At 60.3% G+C, this 14,746-nt stretch carries 13 protein-coding genes and 1 pseudogene; 8 read left to right on the top strand and 6 right to left on the bottom strand.

Features of this window, described 5'->3' with window-relative positions:
• Nucleotides 1-197 (bottom strand): hypothetical protein (locus tag DFR29_RS29720; RefSeq protein WP_208113663.1); only part of this gene is annotated, 197 nt, incomplete at its 3' end.
• Between the two features lie 331 nt (nt 198-528).
• Between DFR29_RS29720 and DFR29_RS20140 the strand changes: the two genes are divergently transcribed.
• From DFR29_RS20140 to DFR29_RS20125, 4 genes are all read left to right on the top strand, one after another.
• Nucleotides 529-672: a hypothetical protein gene (locus tag DFR29_RS20140; RefSeq protein WP_425598865.1), complete on the top strand. Its 144-nt coding sequence runs from the start codon at nt 529-531 to the stop codon at nt 670-672.
• A 247-nt stretch (nt 673-919) separates the two neighbouring features.
• Nucleotides 920-1,309 carry a DUF6573 family protein gene (locus DFR29_RS20135; protein WP_133820433.1) on the top strand — a complete coding sequence of 130 codons (390 nt, stop codon included), beginning with the start codon at nt 920-922 and terminating at the stop codon, nt 1,307-1,309.
• Nucleotides 1,310-1,581: 272 nt separating this feature from the next.
• Nucleotides 1,582-3,072, top strand: coding sequence for a site-specific integrase (locus DFR29_RS20130; protein WP_133820432.1), 1,491 nt, complete (start codon nt 1,582-1,584; stop codon nt 3,070-3,072).
• Nucleotides 3,073-3,336: 264 nt separating this feature from the next.
• Nucleotides 3,337-5,004, top strand: coding sequence for a patatin-like phospholipase family protein (locus DFR29_RS20125; RefSeq protein WP_133820431.1), 1,668 nt, complete (start codon nt 3,337-3,339; stop codon nt 5,002-5,004).
• Nucleotides 5,005-5,465: 461 nt separating this feature from the next.
• Here DFR29_RS20125 and DFR29_RS30150 read toward each other — a convergent pair.
• From DFR29_RS30150 to DFR29_RS20105, 4 genes and pseudogenes are all read right to left on the bottom strand, one after another.
• Nucleotides 5,466-5,708: pseudogene (locus tag DFR29_RS30150) on the bottom strand (hypothetical protein); the annotation flags it as partial.
• Between the two features lie 167 nt (nt 5,709-5,875).
• The gene (locus DFR29_RS20115; protein WP_133820430.1) at nt 5,876-6,967 is read right to left on the bottom strand and encodes a hypothetical protein; all 1,092 of its coding nucleotides are present in this window, start codon (nt 6,965-6,967) and stop codon (nt 5,876-5,878) included.
• On the bottom strand, nt 6,964-8,280 hold the full coding sequence (locus DFR29_RS20110; protein ID WP_133820429.1) for a DNA cytosine methyltransferase: 1,317 nt from the start codon (nt 8,278-8,280) through the stop codon (nt 6,964-6,966). Before DFR29_RS20110 ends, DFR29_RS20115 begins: the two co-directional genes overlap by 4 nt.
• Entirely contained in the window at nt 8,277-8,621 is a 345-nt protein-coding gene (locus tag DFR29_RS20105; protein ID WP_133820428.1) for a hypothetical protein, read from the bottom strand. Before DFR29_RS20105 ends, DFR29_RS20110 begins: the two co-directional genes overlap by 4 nt.
• A 182-nt stretch (nt 8,622-8,803) precedes the next feature.
• Here DFR29_RS20105 and DFR29_RS20100 point away from each other — a divergent pair, with 182 nt between their 5' ends.
• Together DFR29_RS20100 and DFR29_RS20095 are read left to right on the top strand one after the other, a co-directional pair.
• Nucleotides 8,804-9,421 carry a hypothetical protein gene (locus DFR29_RS20100; RefSeq protein WP_133820427.1) on the top strand — a complete coding sequence of 206 codons (618 nt, stop codon included), beginning with the start codon at nt 8,804-8,806 and terminating at the stop codon, nt 9,419-9,421.
• A 410-nt stretch (nt 9,422-9,831) separates the two neighbouring features.
• A complete protein-coding gene (locus tag DFR29_RS20095; protein WP_133820426.1) occupies nt 9,832-11,094 on the top strand; it encodes a hypothetical protein in 1,263 nt (420 codons plus the stop codon).
• Nucleotides 11,095-12,094: 1,000 nt separating this feature from the next.
• On the opposite strand, the gene DFR29_RS20090 is transcribed toward DFR29_RS20095, so the two are convergent.
• Entirely contained in the window at nt 12,095-12,724 is a 630-nt protein-coding gene (locus DFR29_RS20090) for a helix-turn-helix domain-containing protein (protein ID WP_133820425.1), read from the bottom strand.
• 613 nt (nt 12,725-13,337) lie between these two features.
• On the opposite strand from DFR29_RS20090, the gene DFR29_RS29335 reads away from it, so the two are divergent.
• Both DFR29_RS29335 and DFR29_RS29330 read left to right on the top strand, forming a co-directional pair.
• Nucleotides 13,338-13,661 (top strand): hypothetical protein, encoded by a 324-nt coding sequence (locus DFR29_RS29335; protein WP_166654209.1) that lies wholly within the window; start codon nt 13,338-13,340, stop codon nt 13,659-13,661.
• Nucleotides 13,662-14,453: 792 nt separating this feature from the next.
• Nucleotides 14,454-14,609 carry a hypothetical protein gene (locus DFR29_RS29330; protein WP_166654226.1) on the top strand — a complete coding sequence of 52 codons (156 nt, stop codon included), beginning with the start codon at nt 14,454-14,456 and terminating at the stop codon, nt 14,607-14,609.
• Nucleotides 14,610-14,746 lie beyond the last annotated feature (137 nt).

Here is a 14,746-nt window from a genome sequence, read left to right as displayed (position 1 = left end):
AGCCAAAAGGTACCGGTGCGCGGCCCGACACCTCTGCAAATGCCCAAATGGCAGTGGGGCGAGCCGAAGTTGGTGGATTGTTGACCCCACGACGGTGCGCCGAGGCCTTGTTCGAAACCGCCATCCACGACGAGTTCAACGGCACCCGCGGCCGGTGCCAGCAGCAACAGTAGTGGTAACAACGGCAAACGATTCATATAAAACCCCGGTGGATTTCCGACTGGTGGAGGCCATGTCCGAACGGGAAGCACGGCGCCTGTTGGACTAAACGACGAACGCGCGAGAGTTCTGCCATCGGAAAACGGGCGTCGAGCGTGTGAGGCACGCGCCGCGGCGCTGGCTTCAATCGGTTGCAGGTTGACTCGTTGAGGGGAGGACCGCTGTCCGTATTACACCGTCGATCTTTGCGGCCGGCGCTCGTGAGCGTGCCGCGCGCGCAGCAGCCAGCGCATTGTGAACGGCAGTTTCTGTGCGATCCCGCTCTCGATGTCGTCCAGTGAGACGGGGCGAGCATATTACGAGCGCATCGTGGACGTGATGGAGGAACCGGTGCGCTTCACCGTGCTCCTGCGGCCGCAGGCCGCAACCCTGACCGACCGGTATTCCGAGCGCGTGGAGGCTCAGGCGGCGCACAAGCGGACGACCGAGTTGGCGGCGTTGGCCACGCAGTAAGAAAAGTCCTCCCAAGCTGGAAGGCCTCCAGCCACGGCAACCCTCACGCTCGGCTTCTCCGGTCAAGGGCCGGCCCCCGGCCCGAGTCGTCGCTCCCTTCGATCGCTCCAGCCCGAGCCAGCCTTGGGCCTACGCCGGCGTTCCGCCGCCGCTCCCCTGACCGCGCCTCCCTCCGGGCGGGTGGTTCCCATCCGGGTCATCGGAACCCCGATGCCCGGGTACCGGACCACGAAGGAAGGAGCGAAGCATGTTCAACGATGACGACGTCATCCATACCTACACCCGCCGCGAGGCCCTCGACGACGGTGTGCTGATGGACGCCGGTGCGATGGCGCAGGAAGCCGGCTTCACGTTACCCGTGGCGCTCACCGCCCAAGTCTGGGCAACTTGCGTCAGCTGGAGCTCGGAAGAGAGAGCGCCGCAGGACGAGGACGGTCGGCTCTGGGACGTCCTGTGGATGGCGTCGCTGGCTGCCAGGGCCGCTGCGAGGCGCGGCGACAGCGGGCGGGTCGCGTTCGAGGTCCGGGTGGTGCCGCGCGGCGGACGTCGCCCTCGGGTGACGAAGTTGGTGCTGATGCTGGGGCCGGGGGATCGGGGCGAGCCGGTGGTCACGATCATGGAGCCGGGCGAGGACTGAACGGCCAGGCAGGCGGAGCCGCACCGCCAACCGAGGACGGAAGCGCGGCGGCTTCCCTCCTTCAGGACCTCCCTACTAGCATCCCGCCGCTCGCACATGTCACCCGCACACATCGGCGCGGAGGGCGGAAAGGCTTAGCATGGCTGGGAGTCCGGAGGAATTAACGTTCCTAGTCTCCCAGCCAAACGCAAAAAGCCCCTGAGAAATCAGGGGCTTTTTCGTTTTTCTGGCCCTTGGCACTCGCACACACGGCTCGCACACATTGGATGCCCATGCGCTTTGCCCACCACCTCGTTCTGCTGCGGAGCGGGATTTTCTACTTCCGCCAGCGCGTGCCGGTTGAGCTGCAGCCGGTCCTGGGTATTCGCTTCGTTCAGCACAGCCTGCGAACGCGCGACGCCCGTACCGCAAAGGTGTGTTCGTATACCTTGTCGGTGCGCTACGCTGAGACCTTCGCTGCGCTGAAGGACACAGTGGTGCCGAAGCTGCCGCCGAGCATTCAATCCATCGTGTCCAAGCACGAGGCGGGGGATACGCGGCGCTTTGAGATCGACGTGGATCCGGCCTCGCTTCGGCCCACTCGACTCAAGACCAACGGCACGGAGCAAGACAACCGCGCTGCTCTGGATGTCCTGCGCTTGCTGGCGCAGCCGGCGATGCCGGCACCACACGCCCTTACAACACCGCGGCCTGCCTCAGCGGCCTCACCGCCCGTCCCGCCGAAGCCGCCAGGCCTGACTCTGCGCCAAGCCATCGTGTTGTACACGGAAGCGGAGTCCGCCGGACTCAAGCGGAACACCTGGGCGCAGCGGCAGCGGGCCTTCGCGTCGTTCTCCGCTTCAGTGGGAAAAGACATGCTCGTATCCGCCATCGACCGGGAGGCGGTGGGCGAGTGGGCGCACGGTGTCATCGTGGCTGGCGCTGCGAAGCAGGCCGGCCCGGCAAAGAAGAAAGGTGCGACCAAGCGGACTGTGGGAAACATGGTCTCCCACGTCGCCCAACTGTTCGCCTTTCTGGGAGCCCGCGGCAAGCTTTTGGGACCGAATCCGGTCAACGGCGCGGTGGTCTTCACCAAGAAAGAGAAGGCTGCCCGCAAAGCTGAAGGGTTCCAATGGGAGCCGTTAGATCTGACGGCGCTCCAGCTCATCTACAAACCTGAAAATCTGGCCCGTATACGAACGGAGCACGCCCGATGGGCACCGCTCATCGGACTGTATACGGGCGCACGAGTGAGCGAAATCGCTCAACTTTATCTGGCGGACTTCGTGGAAGAGCAGGGGATTCCGTGTCTGCGCATCACGACAGACTCGGACGGCCAATCGCTGAAAACGGCGGCGTCCCGGCGACTGGTGCCAATCCATCCCGATTTGGTGGAGCTGGGGTTGCTCGACCGCGTCGAGCGCCTGCGGCGGGAGGGAAAAGCAAGGTTGTTCCCGGACATGCGCATCGACAGCAAGGCAGGAGCGGGGAACGCCATCTCCAAAGGTTTTGGCTACTACCTGGATAAGCTCGGCATCCGTCCCCGCCGCTCGAACGGTATCGTGGGTTTCCACAGCCTGAGAAAGACCGTGATCCAGGAGCTGCAGGGCAGCCGCTTGCTGGCCGATCGGCGTCGGGCTTTTGTGGGCCATGAGCCCGGCGACGACGTCCACCAGGTCGATTACATGCGTCCGTGGACCGCCGAAGAGTTGTCGGAGCTGTTTCCGGGCTTGAGGTGGAAGAAGTGGCTGGAGGTGGGGTCGCTGCGGGTGTTGTTGACATGATGACCGAGCCCACAGGTGGCAGCTCTAGCTACCGACGAGTCACAACACGCTGTTGTATGGCGTCTTATCAAGCTCGACATCGGCGGCAACCACCGCCCATTTATCGAGCGATTTCAAGCCCTGTTGCAGAAGAGTTAAGGCCAGCTTGCCGGCGCAACAGAGTGAGAGGTGCGTCTCTCTGGTGCCAGATATGGCAACACATTAGCCTGCTTTCGGTCTCTTCTAGGTAGTCCCTCGCCCCTCACAGCGGTTGCGCTAAAGCCCATGACTAAAATCACAAAGCGTCCCCCCCAGGCCCCACCCGCCACGCGTCACGTCAATTTGGTATTTCAGGGGGGCGGCGTTAAGGGAATCGCCTACGCGGGAGTATTGGAGTCAATGCCGGCGCATATAAAAATTCGCGCCGTCGGCGGCACGAGCGCTGGCGCAGTCGTTGCTGCGCTTTTGGCCATAGGGACTCAACCATCAGCCCTCCAAGAGTACCTCAAGCCTGAAATATTCAAAGGGTTTCTGAGCGACGCGGGCAATAAGAGATTTGGTCGCTTGAAAGAAATCGCTCAAAAGGTTGGTCAAGCAATTCATGATCAAAGCTCTCGATCCGCAATATCTGCCGCTTGGTCACTATACCGAGCAAATAAGGACATTAAAGATATTGTCGATAAGAGAGGGCTGTACGACACCGGCAAGCTCTCAAAATGGGTCTATGAGGTATTTGGTGACAGAAGATTTACCGATAAGGGACCTAACAAACTAGAAGTTGATGATCTAAAGATCGTAGCAGCCGACCTCAAGACGGGCAGCTATAAGAAATACAGCATAACCGATTCACCAGAACAACTCGTGGCGGATGCGGTGATTGCTTCGATCTGCATCCCTATTTTATTTGAGCCTGTTAGAAAAGATCCGGAGGTTTTGGTTGACGGCGGCCTGCTAAGCAATTTTCCAAGCTACCTGTTTGAAGAGTCCAAGTATCCAACAATAGGGTTTTGCTTGAAGGACGACGAAGCCCAAAACGAAACGAATGGCTTTGGATACTTGAAGAGTCTGCTGACTACTATGCTTACTGCTCATGACAAAATCAGGTCGCCGGCCAACTACTTCAAGTTAATTCCGATAACCACAAAGGATGTTTTGAGCACGAAATTCGACCTAACTGCCGGCGACATCAAGTATCTACTTGACGCGGGTCGCATTGCCGCAAGTGGCGTAGATTGGGAGGAGCACACCTCCGCAAGAGCAATAGTTCGACATTTCGATAAGCGCCCTCATGAGGCTCTCGATTTTGTACTAGAGAGCACTTCTCAGTTATTTGATACTTATTCGCAGCCCTCATACAAGCCTGAAGACTTCGATGAAGTCATAGAAATGACGACTATTATCCATGAGGACGGCTCATCCGATACGGTGCTCAAGAACTCGTATCAAGTGCTCGGCGAGAAACCTCTTTTTTGCACGAGAATAACGCTAAATTCAGTGCCAAGAGAGCATAGTATTCTTGACGTCAAGCCCAACGTAACTCACCAAGGCGATGGTTTCAATTTGATAACCCTGCCGGCCAAAAACCTGCCCAATGAGAAAGGCTACGTTCTCTTCTTTAGCCCTCCTCTGGACAAAGCTGTTGGCAAGTGCAATTGGCAATGGACCACGCATATTCCCGATGACTTTAAAAAACTCATCAGCGGAGAAGACGACGTAATTTTTTACCGAACAAAACAGCGAGCTCATATCCACCATTTCATGATCGAGTTCGTGGTTCTGATAGACGAGCGCATAACGTCAGATATTGCGGTTGAGACAGAATTTGCATGCACCGTTAAGCACGAAGCCGCTGTTTCGCTCAATCGCATTTCGTACCGAAAGATTGTGATCAGCACCGAGCGCAGCCAGATATTTGCTACCAACGAATTTCGTGTTAAACTGCTTGTGAGATAGCTCCGTCTGGAGTTGCGGCAGTGGCCGAGGAGATCAAGCAATGCTATGTGGCGGAATCGAGGTTTCTTGAAAAACCCCCAGGCAAACAGTGACTTAGGCTAGTGCTCAATGTTGTTGTTGAGCACGACTGCGCCTAGTGCGGGGAGGCTTTCGCTTAGTGTGTGCAGTATTGTGCACCCTATGGCTTGCTTTCCCTGATTTTGCGCTGGCTCCTGTATGTCTGATCTGGTCACAGGATGTAAATCCGGACTTTGGCGGTTGGTTTGAGCGTAAACACGGCGCTGGGCTGATGTTTCCTATCGGCGAGGGCGGGTTGCGCCGTGCTTCTCCCGTTTGATGATCGATTCATCGGTGAGCCCCCCGATTGAAGTTGGTTTCCATAAGGTTGTGACTTTACCGCCCCACATCTGCTAGGCCCAGACTTCCCATCTAAGTGGCAAGGAACTCAGCTAATACGGCTGTTAGCGTTTCCGTGTTCGACATCTCGCAGTCCCAGACTGTTCCGTGTTCGACATCTCGCAGTCCCAGACTGTAAGGACGTGCCAGCCCTTGGCCTCCAGTTCAGCCACATGGCGGGCGTCGCGCTTCTGATTGCCTTCAATTTTGGGCAGCCAGTAACCGGTGTTCGATTTCGGTCGGCGGAGCCCTTCGCGGCAGTCGTGCCCGTGCCAGAAGCAGCCATGCACGAAGATGGCCTTGCGCCGGCCGACAAAGACGACGTCCGGCTTGCCGGGAAGTTCTTTGCGGTGGAGGGGTAGCCTCGATGACCCATTGCGCGGAGCAGTGCGCGGACCGTGCGTTCCGGACCTGTGTCCTTGGCCCGGATGCGTCGCATGTTCTCACCTCGGCCCATGCCCATGGCGCAGACCTGCTACGGCGTTTCTGCCATGGACTGGAGCCAGGCGTTGAGCCCAATCAAGCGTCCCTTGTCCACGAACTCCAATACCTTGCGCATGGAATCGCTCTGTTCTTCAGCTGCCCCGGCGGCGTCCGCCGCACCGTAGGTTGCACGGAGACCGTCGGTGTTGATGTGGACAACGTGGGTGAACATCGGGCTGTTGCTGACCAGTTTTTCGCACGCCCGCATCAGGCGGGCCGGGTCGAATTCGTTGGTGATGAACACGTAGTCGAACGGCTGGTTGTCGGACTCCGCCTGGACGTAGTCGCTGTAATCCGTGATGAACTGCTTTTCCCGGTCCGCCCGCACACTCCACTTCGCCGTGATGAGAATCCGCCGGTCCGGTTTGACGATGGCCACATCGACCTTGTTCGGCTTTTCGCCCTTCTTCGCGCGGTTGAAACCGGGCAATTCGTGGAGGATCTTGCGGACGTGGACGCTGACGTTCGGGTTCGGGTAAGCCCGGCGTGCCACCTGGGCCAACACGTCCTCGAACCCTTCGCCCACGAGGTTCTTGCGCTTGTTGTCCAACGCCAGGTATTGGCGAATCTGCTGAACCAGCCGGGCCCAAACCTCCGGTGAGGCTTCGGCCACCAGGTGGGTGCCCAGCTCCCGCTTGATGAGTGCCACCAGCTCCGGGTCCTCGCCCGGCTGCGGAAAGCCCTTGCCTTCATACGGTGCACGCTGACGCTGGGCCACGGTGGCAATCTTGGCTGCGTTGCGCAGCACCTCAGCCGCCAGGTCCTTTGCCGCCCGCAGGAACAACCAATCCAGGTTTTCGGCCAACTTTTCCGGCGTGGTGTTCAACGCCGAGGCCACCCAGTCGTGGAAGGCCAAGGAGCGCAAATACCAGCGCTTCCCCGGCTGGCTCTTGTCGCTCTCGTAGCAGTGCGCCAGCCCGGTCGTCTGGTCTATCCACAGCAGCAGCCGGTATACATGCGCCCACGCTTCGCCCGGAGCGATGGTGCCGCCCCGTTCCGCGAAGTAAGCGTTGATGAGCCGCGCCCGGTTGGTTGCCCCAAACGCGGCCTTGATGGATTCGGCTTCCGGAGCGTTGTCCGTCATGCGGGCACAGCCTCCTTGCGTTTCTTCGGCTGTTTGAGGTGGGCGCTCAGTTCGGCGAACAGCATTTGGCCCACCGCCCGAGCCAGAAGGGGCGGAACTGCATTGCCCACCTGGCGGTAGCGCGAATGCGCCGGTCCGCCGTCGTGGCGTCCTTCTATCATTCCTTTGCGCGGGTCGCTGGTGAGCACAAACCGGTCGGGGAAGGACTGCAGGCGGGCAAATTCGCGCACCGACAGAGCCCGCAATGCGCTGTAGTGGTAAACGGAGTCCGCCTTGGTGTTCAAGGTCCAAGCCCAGATGCCTGGGTGGAGGCGCCGGTACGCGTAGAAGTGCTGGCGCGAGAGCCGGCCGGTTCCGTTGTCCTGCCCCCACTTCTGCCCCGTGATGTAGCGTTCCAGCAGCTCGTCCTTGAGGTCGCGGTGGTTGCCTCCCGCTGGAATGCCCTTGAGCCGGAGCCGGGTGTCCGGGTTCATCCGGGGCACCTGAACGTTGTGGAGTACGTCGCCGGCTCCCTCGCGCATGGCCCGCTGATACGCGCTGGCTGGGGCGTCCAGCCGGTCATAGGGCAACTCATCGACCCGGTTCCCCACCGGAAGTCCCACCAGGTCGCCGATGGCGTCGGCAGCAGACACGATGAAGGGGCAGTTCGGGTCGGTCAGTCCTTCGCCGGCCCGGATGCTGCGGATGTGCTCTTGGACCACCAACTGGTACCGTGGCCGGCGGGTGCCTGTGAAGCGGACCAGTGCAACGGACTCCGTGGCACCGGTGCCGATGAGGCGGGGCGGCGTCATGCCGCTGCCGGCACGGACCCCGATGAACAGCAGCCGCTTGCGGGTTTGCGGAACCCCGAAGTCCGCGGCGTCCACCACCTGGGGCAAGACCGTGTATTCGCCGTTCAAAGACAGGTCGGCGGCGATTTGCTCCCGCACCCCCATTTGGTCCATGCCCGTAACGTTTTCGACCAGGAAAACCGGGGGGCGTACCTGGCGGAGAACATCGACGAACTCCCGGTACAACGAGTTGCGCGGGTCGTCGATGACCCGTGTCTTGTTGCGGACCTGCGAGAACGCCTGGCACGGTGGCCCCCCGACAAGTACGGTCGCTTTGCGCGCCGCATCGAGAATCTGTTCCTTGACGCCCGGGTCGCGGATGTCGCCCGTAATGGCGCGGGCTTCCGGAAAGTTTCTCGCATAGGTCGCCATCGCATCGGGGTCGTTGTCGGACCCGGCAATGACCGTAAAGCCGGCCTGGCGGAACCCTTCGGAGAGCCCGCCAGCGCCTGCAAACAAATCCACCACGGTGAAGCGCGTCATGACGTTCCCTCGAAAAGGCGCGGTTGAGTGGGGGTGGTGCGCGTCCGCCGCAGTGCGCGGGCACGGTCGGGCCGGGCCTTGCGCACCCGGGCGGGTTCGTAGCCGGCGGTATTGACCTCGAACTGCTCGATGCCCAGCCGCCGCAAATGGGCCGCCAGGGTGGTGAGGTTGGGAAACACCCGGACTTCGCCACGGGTGCTGGCCAAGTAGGTCTCGGTGGCCGCGGTGCCGCAGAACACCGCCACGGCAAATCCGCCCACCTGGCCGGCCGCGCAAACCCGGCGCAAAGCCCCGGCCGCAGCCAGTTCTCGCAAGGTCGTCTCTCGGAGCGTTGTGCTCATCGGCGTCCCACTCCGGCAACGGACGCGCGGAATGGTACGTGCAGATAGCGTTATCTGTCGATCAAAAAATGCTGGCCCTAAATCCCTTCACCACTAGGTGAACGAGCACCGTGGGCCTGTTGTACGGGAACCACAAAAGGACTAGCCTAGATCGTATCTAGGATGTAGAGGAGGTTTGCAGCATGGCGTACGTTGACCCCAATGAAGTGGTGGCTCCCCGTGATCAGTGGAAGCTAGGGGGGGTTCTCTACAGCACAGGCACGGGAGACACCCAGCAGCCAGGCTGGGCCGTGTGCGAGGGCCTGTGGAACGGCGAACGCGCGATAGGCGTTCGATGGAACGGCCAAGACGGAGAAACCGCAAAAGGAAACCCCCAATCTCGTGGGCACCCGACGTGGTTCATTCTTCCGTCGGAACTTGAGGCGCCGGTGCTGGAAGCCGTTGCGCAACAAAAGGAGAAGCGCGATGCAGTCTTCTGTGAAATCGAATCGCCGGTGGATTACATGCCGGGTGCGTGGCGCATCACGGCCCGGTTGAGCAAGAAGACTCACGAGAAGGTCGGCCCTCGTTTTGCCTTTCCTTTGCCCAAGCTGCCCCTGCGCATGTGTCGCCCTTCCGATGCTCATTTGACGGTGAACGTGGTTGGAGGAGCTACGGAAATCTGGGGCCAGTTCGTGGAGGGCTTGTTCGAAGGGCATATCTACGTTCACGACATCGATGCAACCAAAGATTCTGCAGACATCGAGTCCTTCAAGCAGTCGTTCGTCCAAAAAATTATGGTTCAGTTGCAAAACTACTAAATAAATATAACTATGTAGAAATAAAATTAAAATATCAGACATACTAAAAAGCGGCGTCAACGAGGCCTTGCTCAGTGGATTTACGGCTTTCAGCGTCGGGCGCAACCGCAAGACCAACGAAACCCACCTGTTCGAGGGCACGTTTCATGACGGAACCTGCACCACGAACTCGACATCCGTTTGCCGTCGCGTCAACAAGAGCGAATGCGATATGGCCCCCGGATGCTTGAGCGCAGAAGACGCCAGGAAGCGGTGGGCTGAGTTGGGTACGCCAGCTTGCGGAGGCGGATGTGGGGGCCATTTGTTTGCTACAAAGCAGTAGCGGCCTGCTGTCGATGCCTCTATTTTCCAGGGGTGAGTGATAATCCCCCAATAGCTGTACCCATCCGTCCTTGCTGAGCGGTGATGGCATGAATTCCGGTAGCGATACCCAGCGTTTCCGTCCCGCTCCGTTGACTGTGCCTCTCCGCGATTTCGAGGCGTGCATCCGGGTGTTCCGCGCGTTTCTCTCACAGACAGCATTGGAAGCTGCTCGCGGCAAGATGCGTCAACAAGACGCGGATGGGAACGTTTTCCGTAGCATGCTGCGTGCAGAGCAAATGCCGTGGGTCAGGGCATTTGACGAAGTCGACAGGCGGACAATGAGGGGAACACGCCGGTTGACTGTGCACGAGCTGCCGGAGGCGGTGTGGAGCGCCGTGCTCGCCGGCAGCACGCTCCGGAGAATACAGCCGACGTTGCCTGCCGAACTCCAAAACGGAATGCGGAATAAGCTGCTCGACTTAACCGGACGGGTATGGCCGGTTCTGATGGAATGGGACGTCGCTTTGTTCTACCTCCGGCATGGGTTTAGCTTGACCTGGTCGGACGCCGGTCAGGCCGGCCCCGAATTCCAGTGCGATGGCCACGGGTTTGCCTTCCGAGTGGAATGCAAACGGATTACCGAGGATGCGAAAGAGAAGCTCAAACGACGCGACGCGGCGATTCTTGCCAATGGTGTCATTGAGGTGTTGGCTGCAGCGGGGTTGTGTGGTGATGTGGTGCTCGATACCCCGCACGAACGAGTGCCTTCCGAGGCTGAAGTGGTGGGATTGGTTTCAGGCGCCTTGCGTGAGGTTTCGGCGGACGAGGAATTGGAACTGGCTTTGGAAATTGCCGGTGTCGGACGTTTGACAGGCCGGGTGCGACCTCTGCCGAAAGGACCACAACGAGGCGTTGCCGCAGACTTCGAGCAGCGAACAGCAAACGGGCCGAGCGGTCATCGCGGGTTTGGGGCGTACCTGCCACTGAGGAGCACGACGCCTTCGGGGGCGATTGTCGTATGGGTGCGAGGACCGCGGTACACGCCCGAGCAGCACGCCGCATTCATCTATCAGCGCGTGCTTGAAGCGGCCAGGCAATTGCCTGCTGACCTCCCTGGAGTGATTTATGTGGACATAGTGGGCGTTCAAGATGTTCGGCTGTTCGCGGAAACGCCGTTTTTTGGGGATGCCGGTGCGGGCGCATTCGAGGCACATCCCTCCCTAGCGGCGGTGGTCTGGCGCACGGAGCAAGTGGCCGTGCAGGACAAGCTGGGCTGGTTGTTCACCCGTGATGCTTGCGCCGAACGGAACGGAGCTTGCCGGTTCGAAGAGTCTGCGCGGATACCGTTGACGGACCAGCAGTACACATAGCCTGGAAACAAAGATTCCCCCGGTCTCACAGGGTGAGGCGGCGCTTTGAAGCCCTCTGTTGAAATTGTTGCTCCCCGCGCTGTCGCATACCCAGGCGCATCGTTGGCGAATCTCCGGTCCGCTCTTTACCCTCCAACAAGAGCCCCAAAATCTCTGCGGCGCTCCAGTCGCGAGGCCAGCCCGGCTCACGGCCTCGCACAAGGCCAGTCGGCGGCGAAAAGCTTCCTTGCGGGCAAGTTCCTGCCGTTCTGCCTTTTCCCGCATGTCTTGAAGCAGCTGTTTCGCGCGGACCTGTGAGACGTCGCGGGTGGCGTGTTCCATCGCCCGTGCAAGCGCATCCGGTATCGGCTTTGCTCCGGCTCTCATGGCTTCCTCCTGCGTAGGCCGCGGCGTGTCGCATCAGCAGGCTCGTACTCCGCCACGAGCCGACGCAGCTCGGTGCGTTCCGGCGGAAGATTGTCCGCGGATGGTGCTTTTCGGACTTTGGCGCCATGGACGCCAGTGCCGCTGCTGCACCAGCACCCGAAGAATCGGGTGCCAGCGCGGCACGGAGCACCGCCGATGCTCGATCGGTGAGTTCGAACAGCCCAAGGTAGTGGTCCACGCTCGGCATGGGCCGCCGTCCGGGCGACCAGACGGCGCGCCGGTCGAAGCCAGGGAGCGACGCGACCTCAACGTTGAGGGAATGAAGGGCTTCGTGCGATTCGGGAGTGATGGGCAGGGGCATGAGGGTGTCCAGTGAGAAGTCGCCCTCAACTTCGCCTGAGAAACAGGTGGCCACAATCCAGCGGCGCAGAAGGATTTGTCGTTGTCGATGGACGCCCGAAATTCCTTCTACGGCAAACCGTCATTGACGAGCATGAAAGCGTGCCCGCACAAGCGGACCGAAGACAGGCAAGGGCACACTTACGCAAACCCTCTGGGTTTGCCCACCGCCTGGTGGCGGTGGCGTGCGCGGGAGCGTTGCCCCGGACCCTCGGCTGTGCTGGTAGGCGTTATTTTAGCGAACGGCCAGCTTCCATTGGCAGCTTGGCGGGAACTCACTAACCTGGGAAGGCGCGCGCTCCGCCGGTGTTTCCGCATCGAACATTTGGCAAGTCCTAAACCAATTCGTGCAGGCCGCCGTCGAAGCGGCCACCGCTGCGCACGAGCTGCTCAAATGCGCGAACGAGCCCTGTTCAAAATGCACAAACGAACTTTCGCTGCTTGGCCAGGTCATGCTCCACGCCTGAGGAATCTCAGGCGGGCTTGAAAAAATCCCAATGTTAAAAACGAACTCTTCGGACGGAATCATTCCCACCGACTTGACGGTGATCCGTGTCGAGGCTGAACTTCGGGGCGGTGCAATCGCGATGGTGACGGAAGCGCCGAGCTTCGACAACAATTCCAAAAGACGCTCCGACGAAAACCCTTCCAATTTATAGTTTCGGATAGCCGAAACATGGGGCTGTCGGATGCCTAGGCGGTGCGCGATCGCCGTCTGACTGATTCGCAGGTCGTCCAGCACCTTATTGAGCGCACACGCAATGTCTTGCTTGATTTCAACTCCGGCACCAATCGAAGGCGGACTCCGTCTCGGTGTTGCATTGCCGTCCGTCCCCTGGACCAATGTGGCCGGCGATTTGTTCATGATTCCCCGTGGCGTACTCAACTGGAAGTCCGTAGCGCGATGTTCCCCCTGCGAAGTGCGACGACGCCAACACTCGCGGACAAGTGCGGTAGGAAATCGGCTAGACGGAGGGCACGGCGCGACTATACATGTTTCGGGATGGGGAGTACCATCGGCGGCAAATGTTAGGTGGGCTTGGGGCTCGTCTGGCCGAATTCTGGCAGCACTCGGGCAAGGTGAGTGCTAAGGTCAAAAACACAATAGCTATGGCCCGCTTGGGGTCTTCGCCACTACTAATCGGGAGAAGGGTCCCCGCGAGCAACCGCGGATACCGAGCAGGACGAAAAGAAAAAGGGCCGCGCTAACGGCCCTTCTCCAATACTCCCCCTCGGACGACAAAAAACCCACAGCGCACCGATTCGGTCTGTGGGTCTTCCGTAGCGTCTGAGGGAACTGCTGTAGCAACAGTCCTCATACTATGGCGGTCAACAACTATGTTGACAAGCTCTGCGAAAGTTTAGTGGTCGAGTCTTAACCACGGAGCTTGCGGCCATGACATCGAATGGCACCGCGCGCCCTGGCTACCGCCTCATCTTTCGCCCCTTCATTACCCTGAAGAACGGCAAGAGGCTTTATGCCCGACAGTACGGGCGGTCAGCTTGGGCTTTTGAAGTACCGGATCAGTGATCCGGTGGAGGGGGCGGTGAACGCCGCCCCCCTCTTCGAAACGCCGTGTGCACGAGTGTGGTTGCGGGCTTCATCACTCAATCCACAAACTGGAGTCACAGATATGGCCACGAATCCGCCGAAAGGGGATGGGCATCGAATTGGAGCTGTTCGCGATCGTTCGCAGTTCGAACGTCAGGACGGCAACTGGCAGAAGCGCGACAAAGAAACCGGTCAGTTTATGCCGGTGAAAGACGATGGCGAACCCTGGAAGGGTGTTCGCAAAGAGTAGGCTCCGAACGCTTGCCTGATGAAGAAAAACCCCGCGAAAGCGGGGTTTTTTTGTGGTTCCGTTGTTCGGCGATCGGCCTTCGGTGAAGAACCTCTCCGTCGGGATCTCTATGAGTTTGACAGTGGGATGCAAGCGGCGAAGGTCCGGCCCGGCGCCATGTCGGCACGCTTTCAGCAAGTCGAACCAGGCTCGAAGGGATCATCAACGGAAGCAGCCGCTACAAGTTCAGTGTAAACAAGCAGTGATTCTTGCTCGGTAGCGGCCGCCGCCCAAGGGCTATTTTCTGGTTCTTCGCCCAACTGAGTGGGTGGCGCACGGCTGACCCGGCAAACTTGCTGGTGTCTAGGCAACAAATCGAGGGCGGCCGTGGCCACCGGGAATTGTATGTCTCAGCTGGGCTGCTTTAAGGGGTATCGCGTTTCGAGAGCCATGGGCAACCTGGGCAGAGGCGGGCGGTGGAGACGAGGGATCACGCGGGTTTGGTTACCGTACCTTCGTTCGCCACGATGGTGACGGCGCCCCCTTAGCCATCTGTCCTTCCGGCGGGCTTTCCTCCCAGTGCGAAGCGGAAAAGCGACGAGCAACCCTCACGCTCGGCTTCCCCGGTCAAGGGCCGGCCCTCGCCCCGAGTCGTCGCTCCCTTCGGTTACTCCAGCCCGCGCCAGCCGTGGCCCTGCGCCGGCGTTCCGCCGCCGCTCCCCTGACCGCGCCTCCCTCCGGGCGGGTGGTTCCCATCCGCGTCATCGGAACCCCGATGCCCGGAGACCGAGCCACGACCCAAGGAGCGCAGCCATGTTCACCCCCGACGACCTCATCTTTTCCTACACCCGCGCGGATGCCCTCCGCGACGGCGAGCTGATCGACGTCACCAAAGGAAGCCGGCTTGGGGATCCCGGTCGCCGTCGGCGCCGCAGCCTGGGCCGACTGCGTGGAATGGCCGGAAACTAAGCCGGCGATCCAGAGCGAGAGCGGACGGCTGCGGAACATGCTGTTCCTGGCGGCAGCGGCGGCGGTGCGAAAAGGGGGCGGACGACCTCGAGTTCTTCGTGGTCCCACGAGGAGGCGAGGTGCCGGTGCGAACTCGA

The organism is Tahibacter aquaticus (genome assembly GCF_004363655.1).
In the GTDB taxonomy this organism is placed as follows: domain Bacteria; phylum Pseudomonadota; class Gammaproteobacteria; order Xanthomonadales; family Rhodanobacteraceae; genus Tahibacter; species Tahibacter aquaticus.
This window is presented reverse-complemented; position numbering and strand designations above follow the sequence as displayed.

Excerpts from the sequence above, each read along its gene's own strand:
- DFR29_RS20110 (WP_133820429.1), bottom strand. The coding sequence starts at position 8,280 with ATGACGCGCTTCACCGTGGTGGATTTGTTTGCAGGCGCTGGCGGGCTC.
- DFR29_RS20135 (WP_133820433.1), top strand. The coding sequence starts at position 920 with ATGTTCAACGATGACGACGTCATCCATACCTACACCCGCCGCGAGGCC.
- DFR29_RS20100 (WP_133820427.1), top strand. The coding sequence starts at position 8,804 with ATGGCGTACGTTGACCCCAATGAAGTGGTGGCTCCCCGTGATCAGTGG.
- DFR29_RS29330 (WP_166654226.1), top strand. The coding sequence starts at position 14,454 with ATGTTCACCCCCGACGACCTCATCTTTTCCTACACCCGCGCGGATGCC.
- DFR29_RS20090 (WP_133820425.1), bottom strand. The coding sequence starts at position 12,724 with ATGAACAAATCGCCGGCCACATTGGTCCAGGGGACGGACGGCAATGCA.
- DFR29_RS20125 (WP_133820431.1), top strand. The coding sequence starts at position 3,337 with ATGACTAAAATCACAAAGCGTCCCCCCCAGGCCCCACCCGCCACGCGT.
- DFR29_RS20095 (WP_133820426.1), top strand. The coding sequence starts at position 9,832 with ATGAATTCCGGTAGCGATACCCAGCGTTTCCGTCCCGCTCCGTTGACT.
- DFR29_RS29335 (WP_166654209.1), top strand. The coding sequence starts at position 13,338 with ATGCCCGACAGTACGGGCGGTCAGCTTGGGCTTTTGAAGTACCGGATC.
- DFR29_RS20105 (WP_133820428.1), bottom strand. The coding sequence starts at position 8,621 with ATGAGCACAACGCTCCGAGAGACGACCTTGCGAGAACTGGCTGCGGCC.
- DFR29_RS20115 (WP_133820430.1), bottom strand. The coding sequence starts at position 6,967 with ATGACGGACAACGCTCCGGAAGCCGAATCCATCAAGGCCGCGTTTGGG.
- DFR29_RS20130 (WP_133820432.1), top strand. The coding sequence starts at position 1,582 with ATGCGCTTTGCCCACCACCTCGTTCTGCTGCGGAGCGGGATTTTCTAC.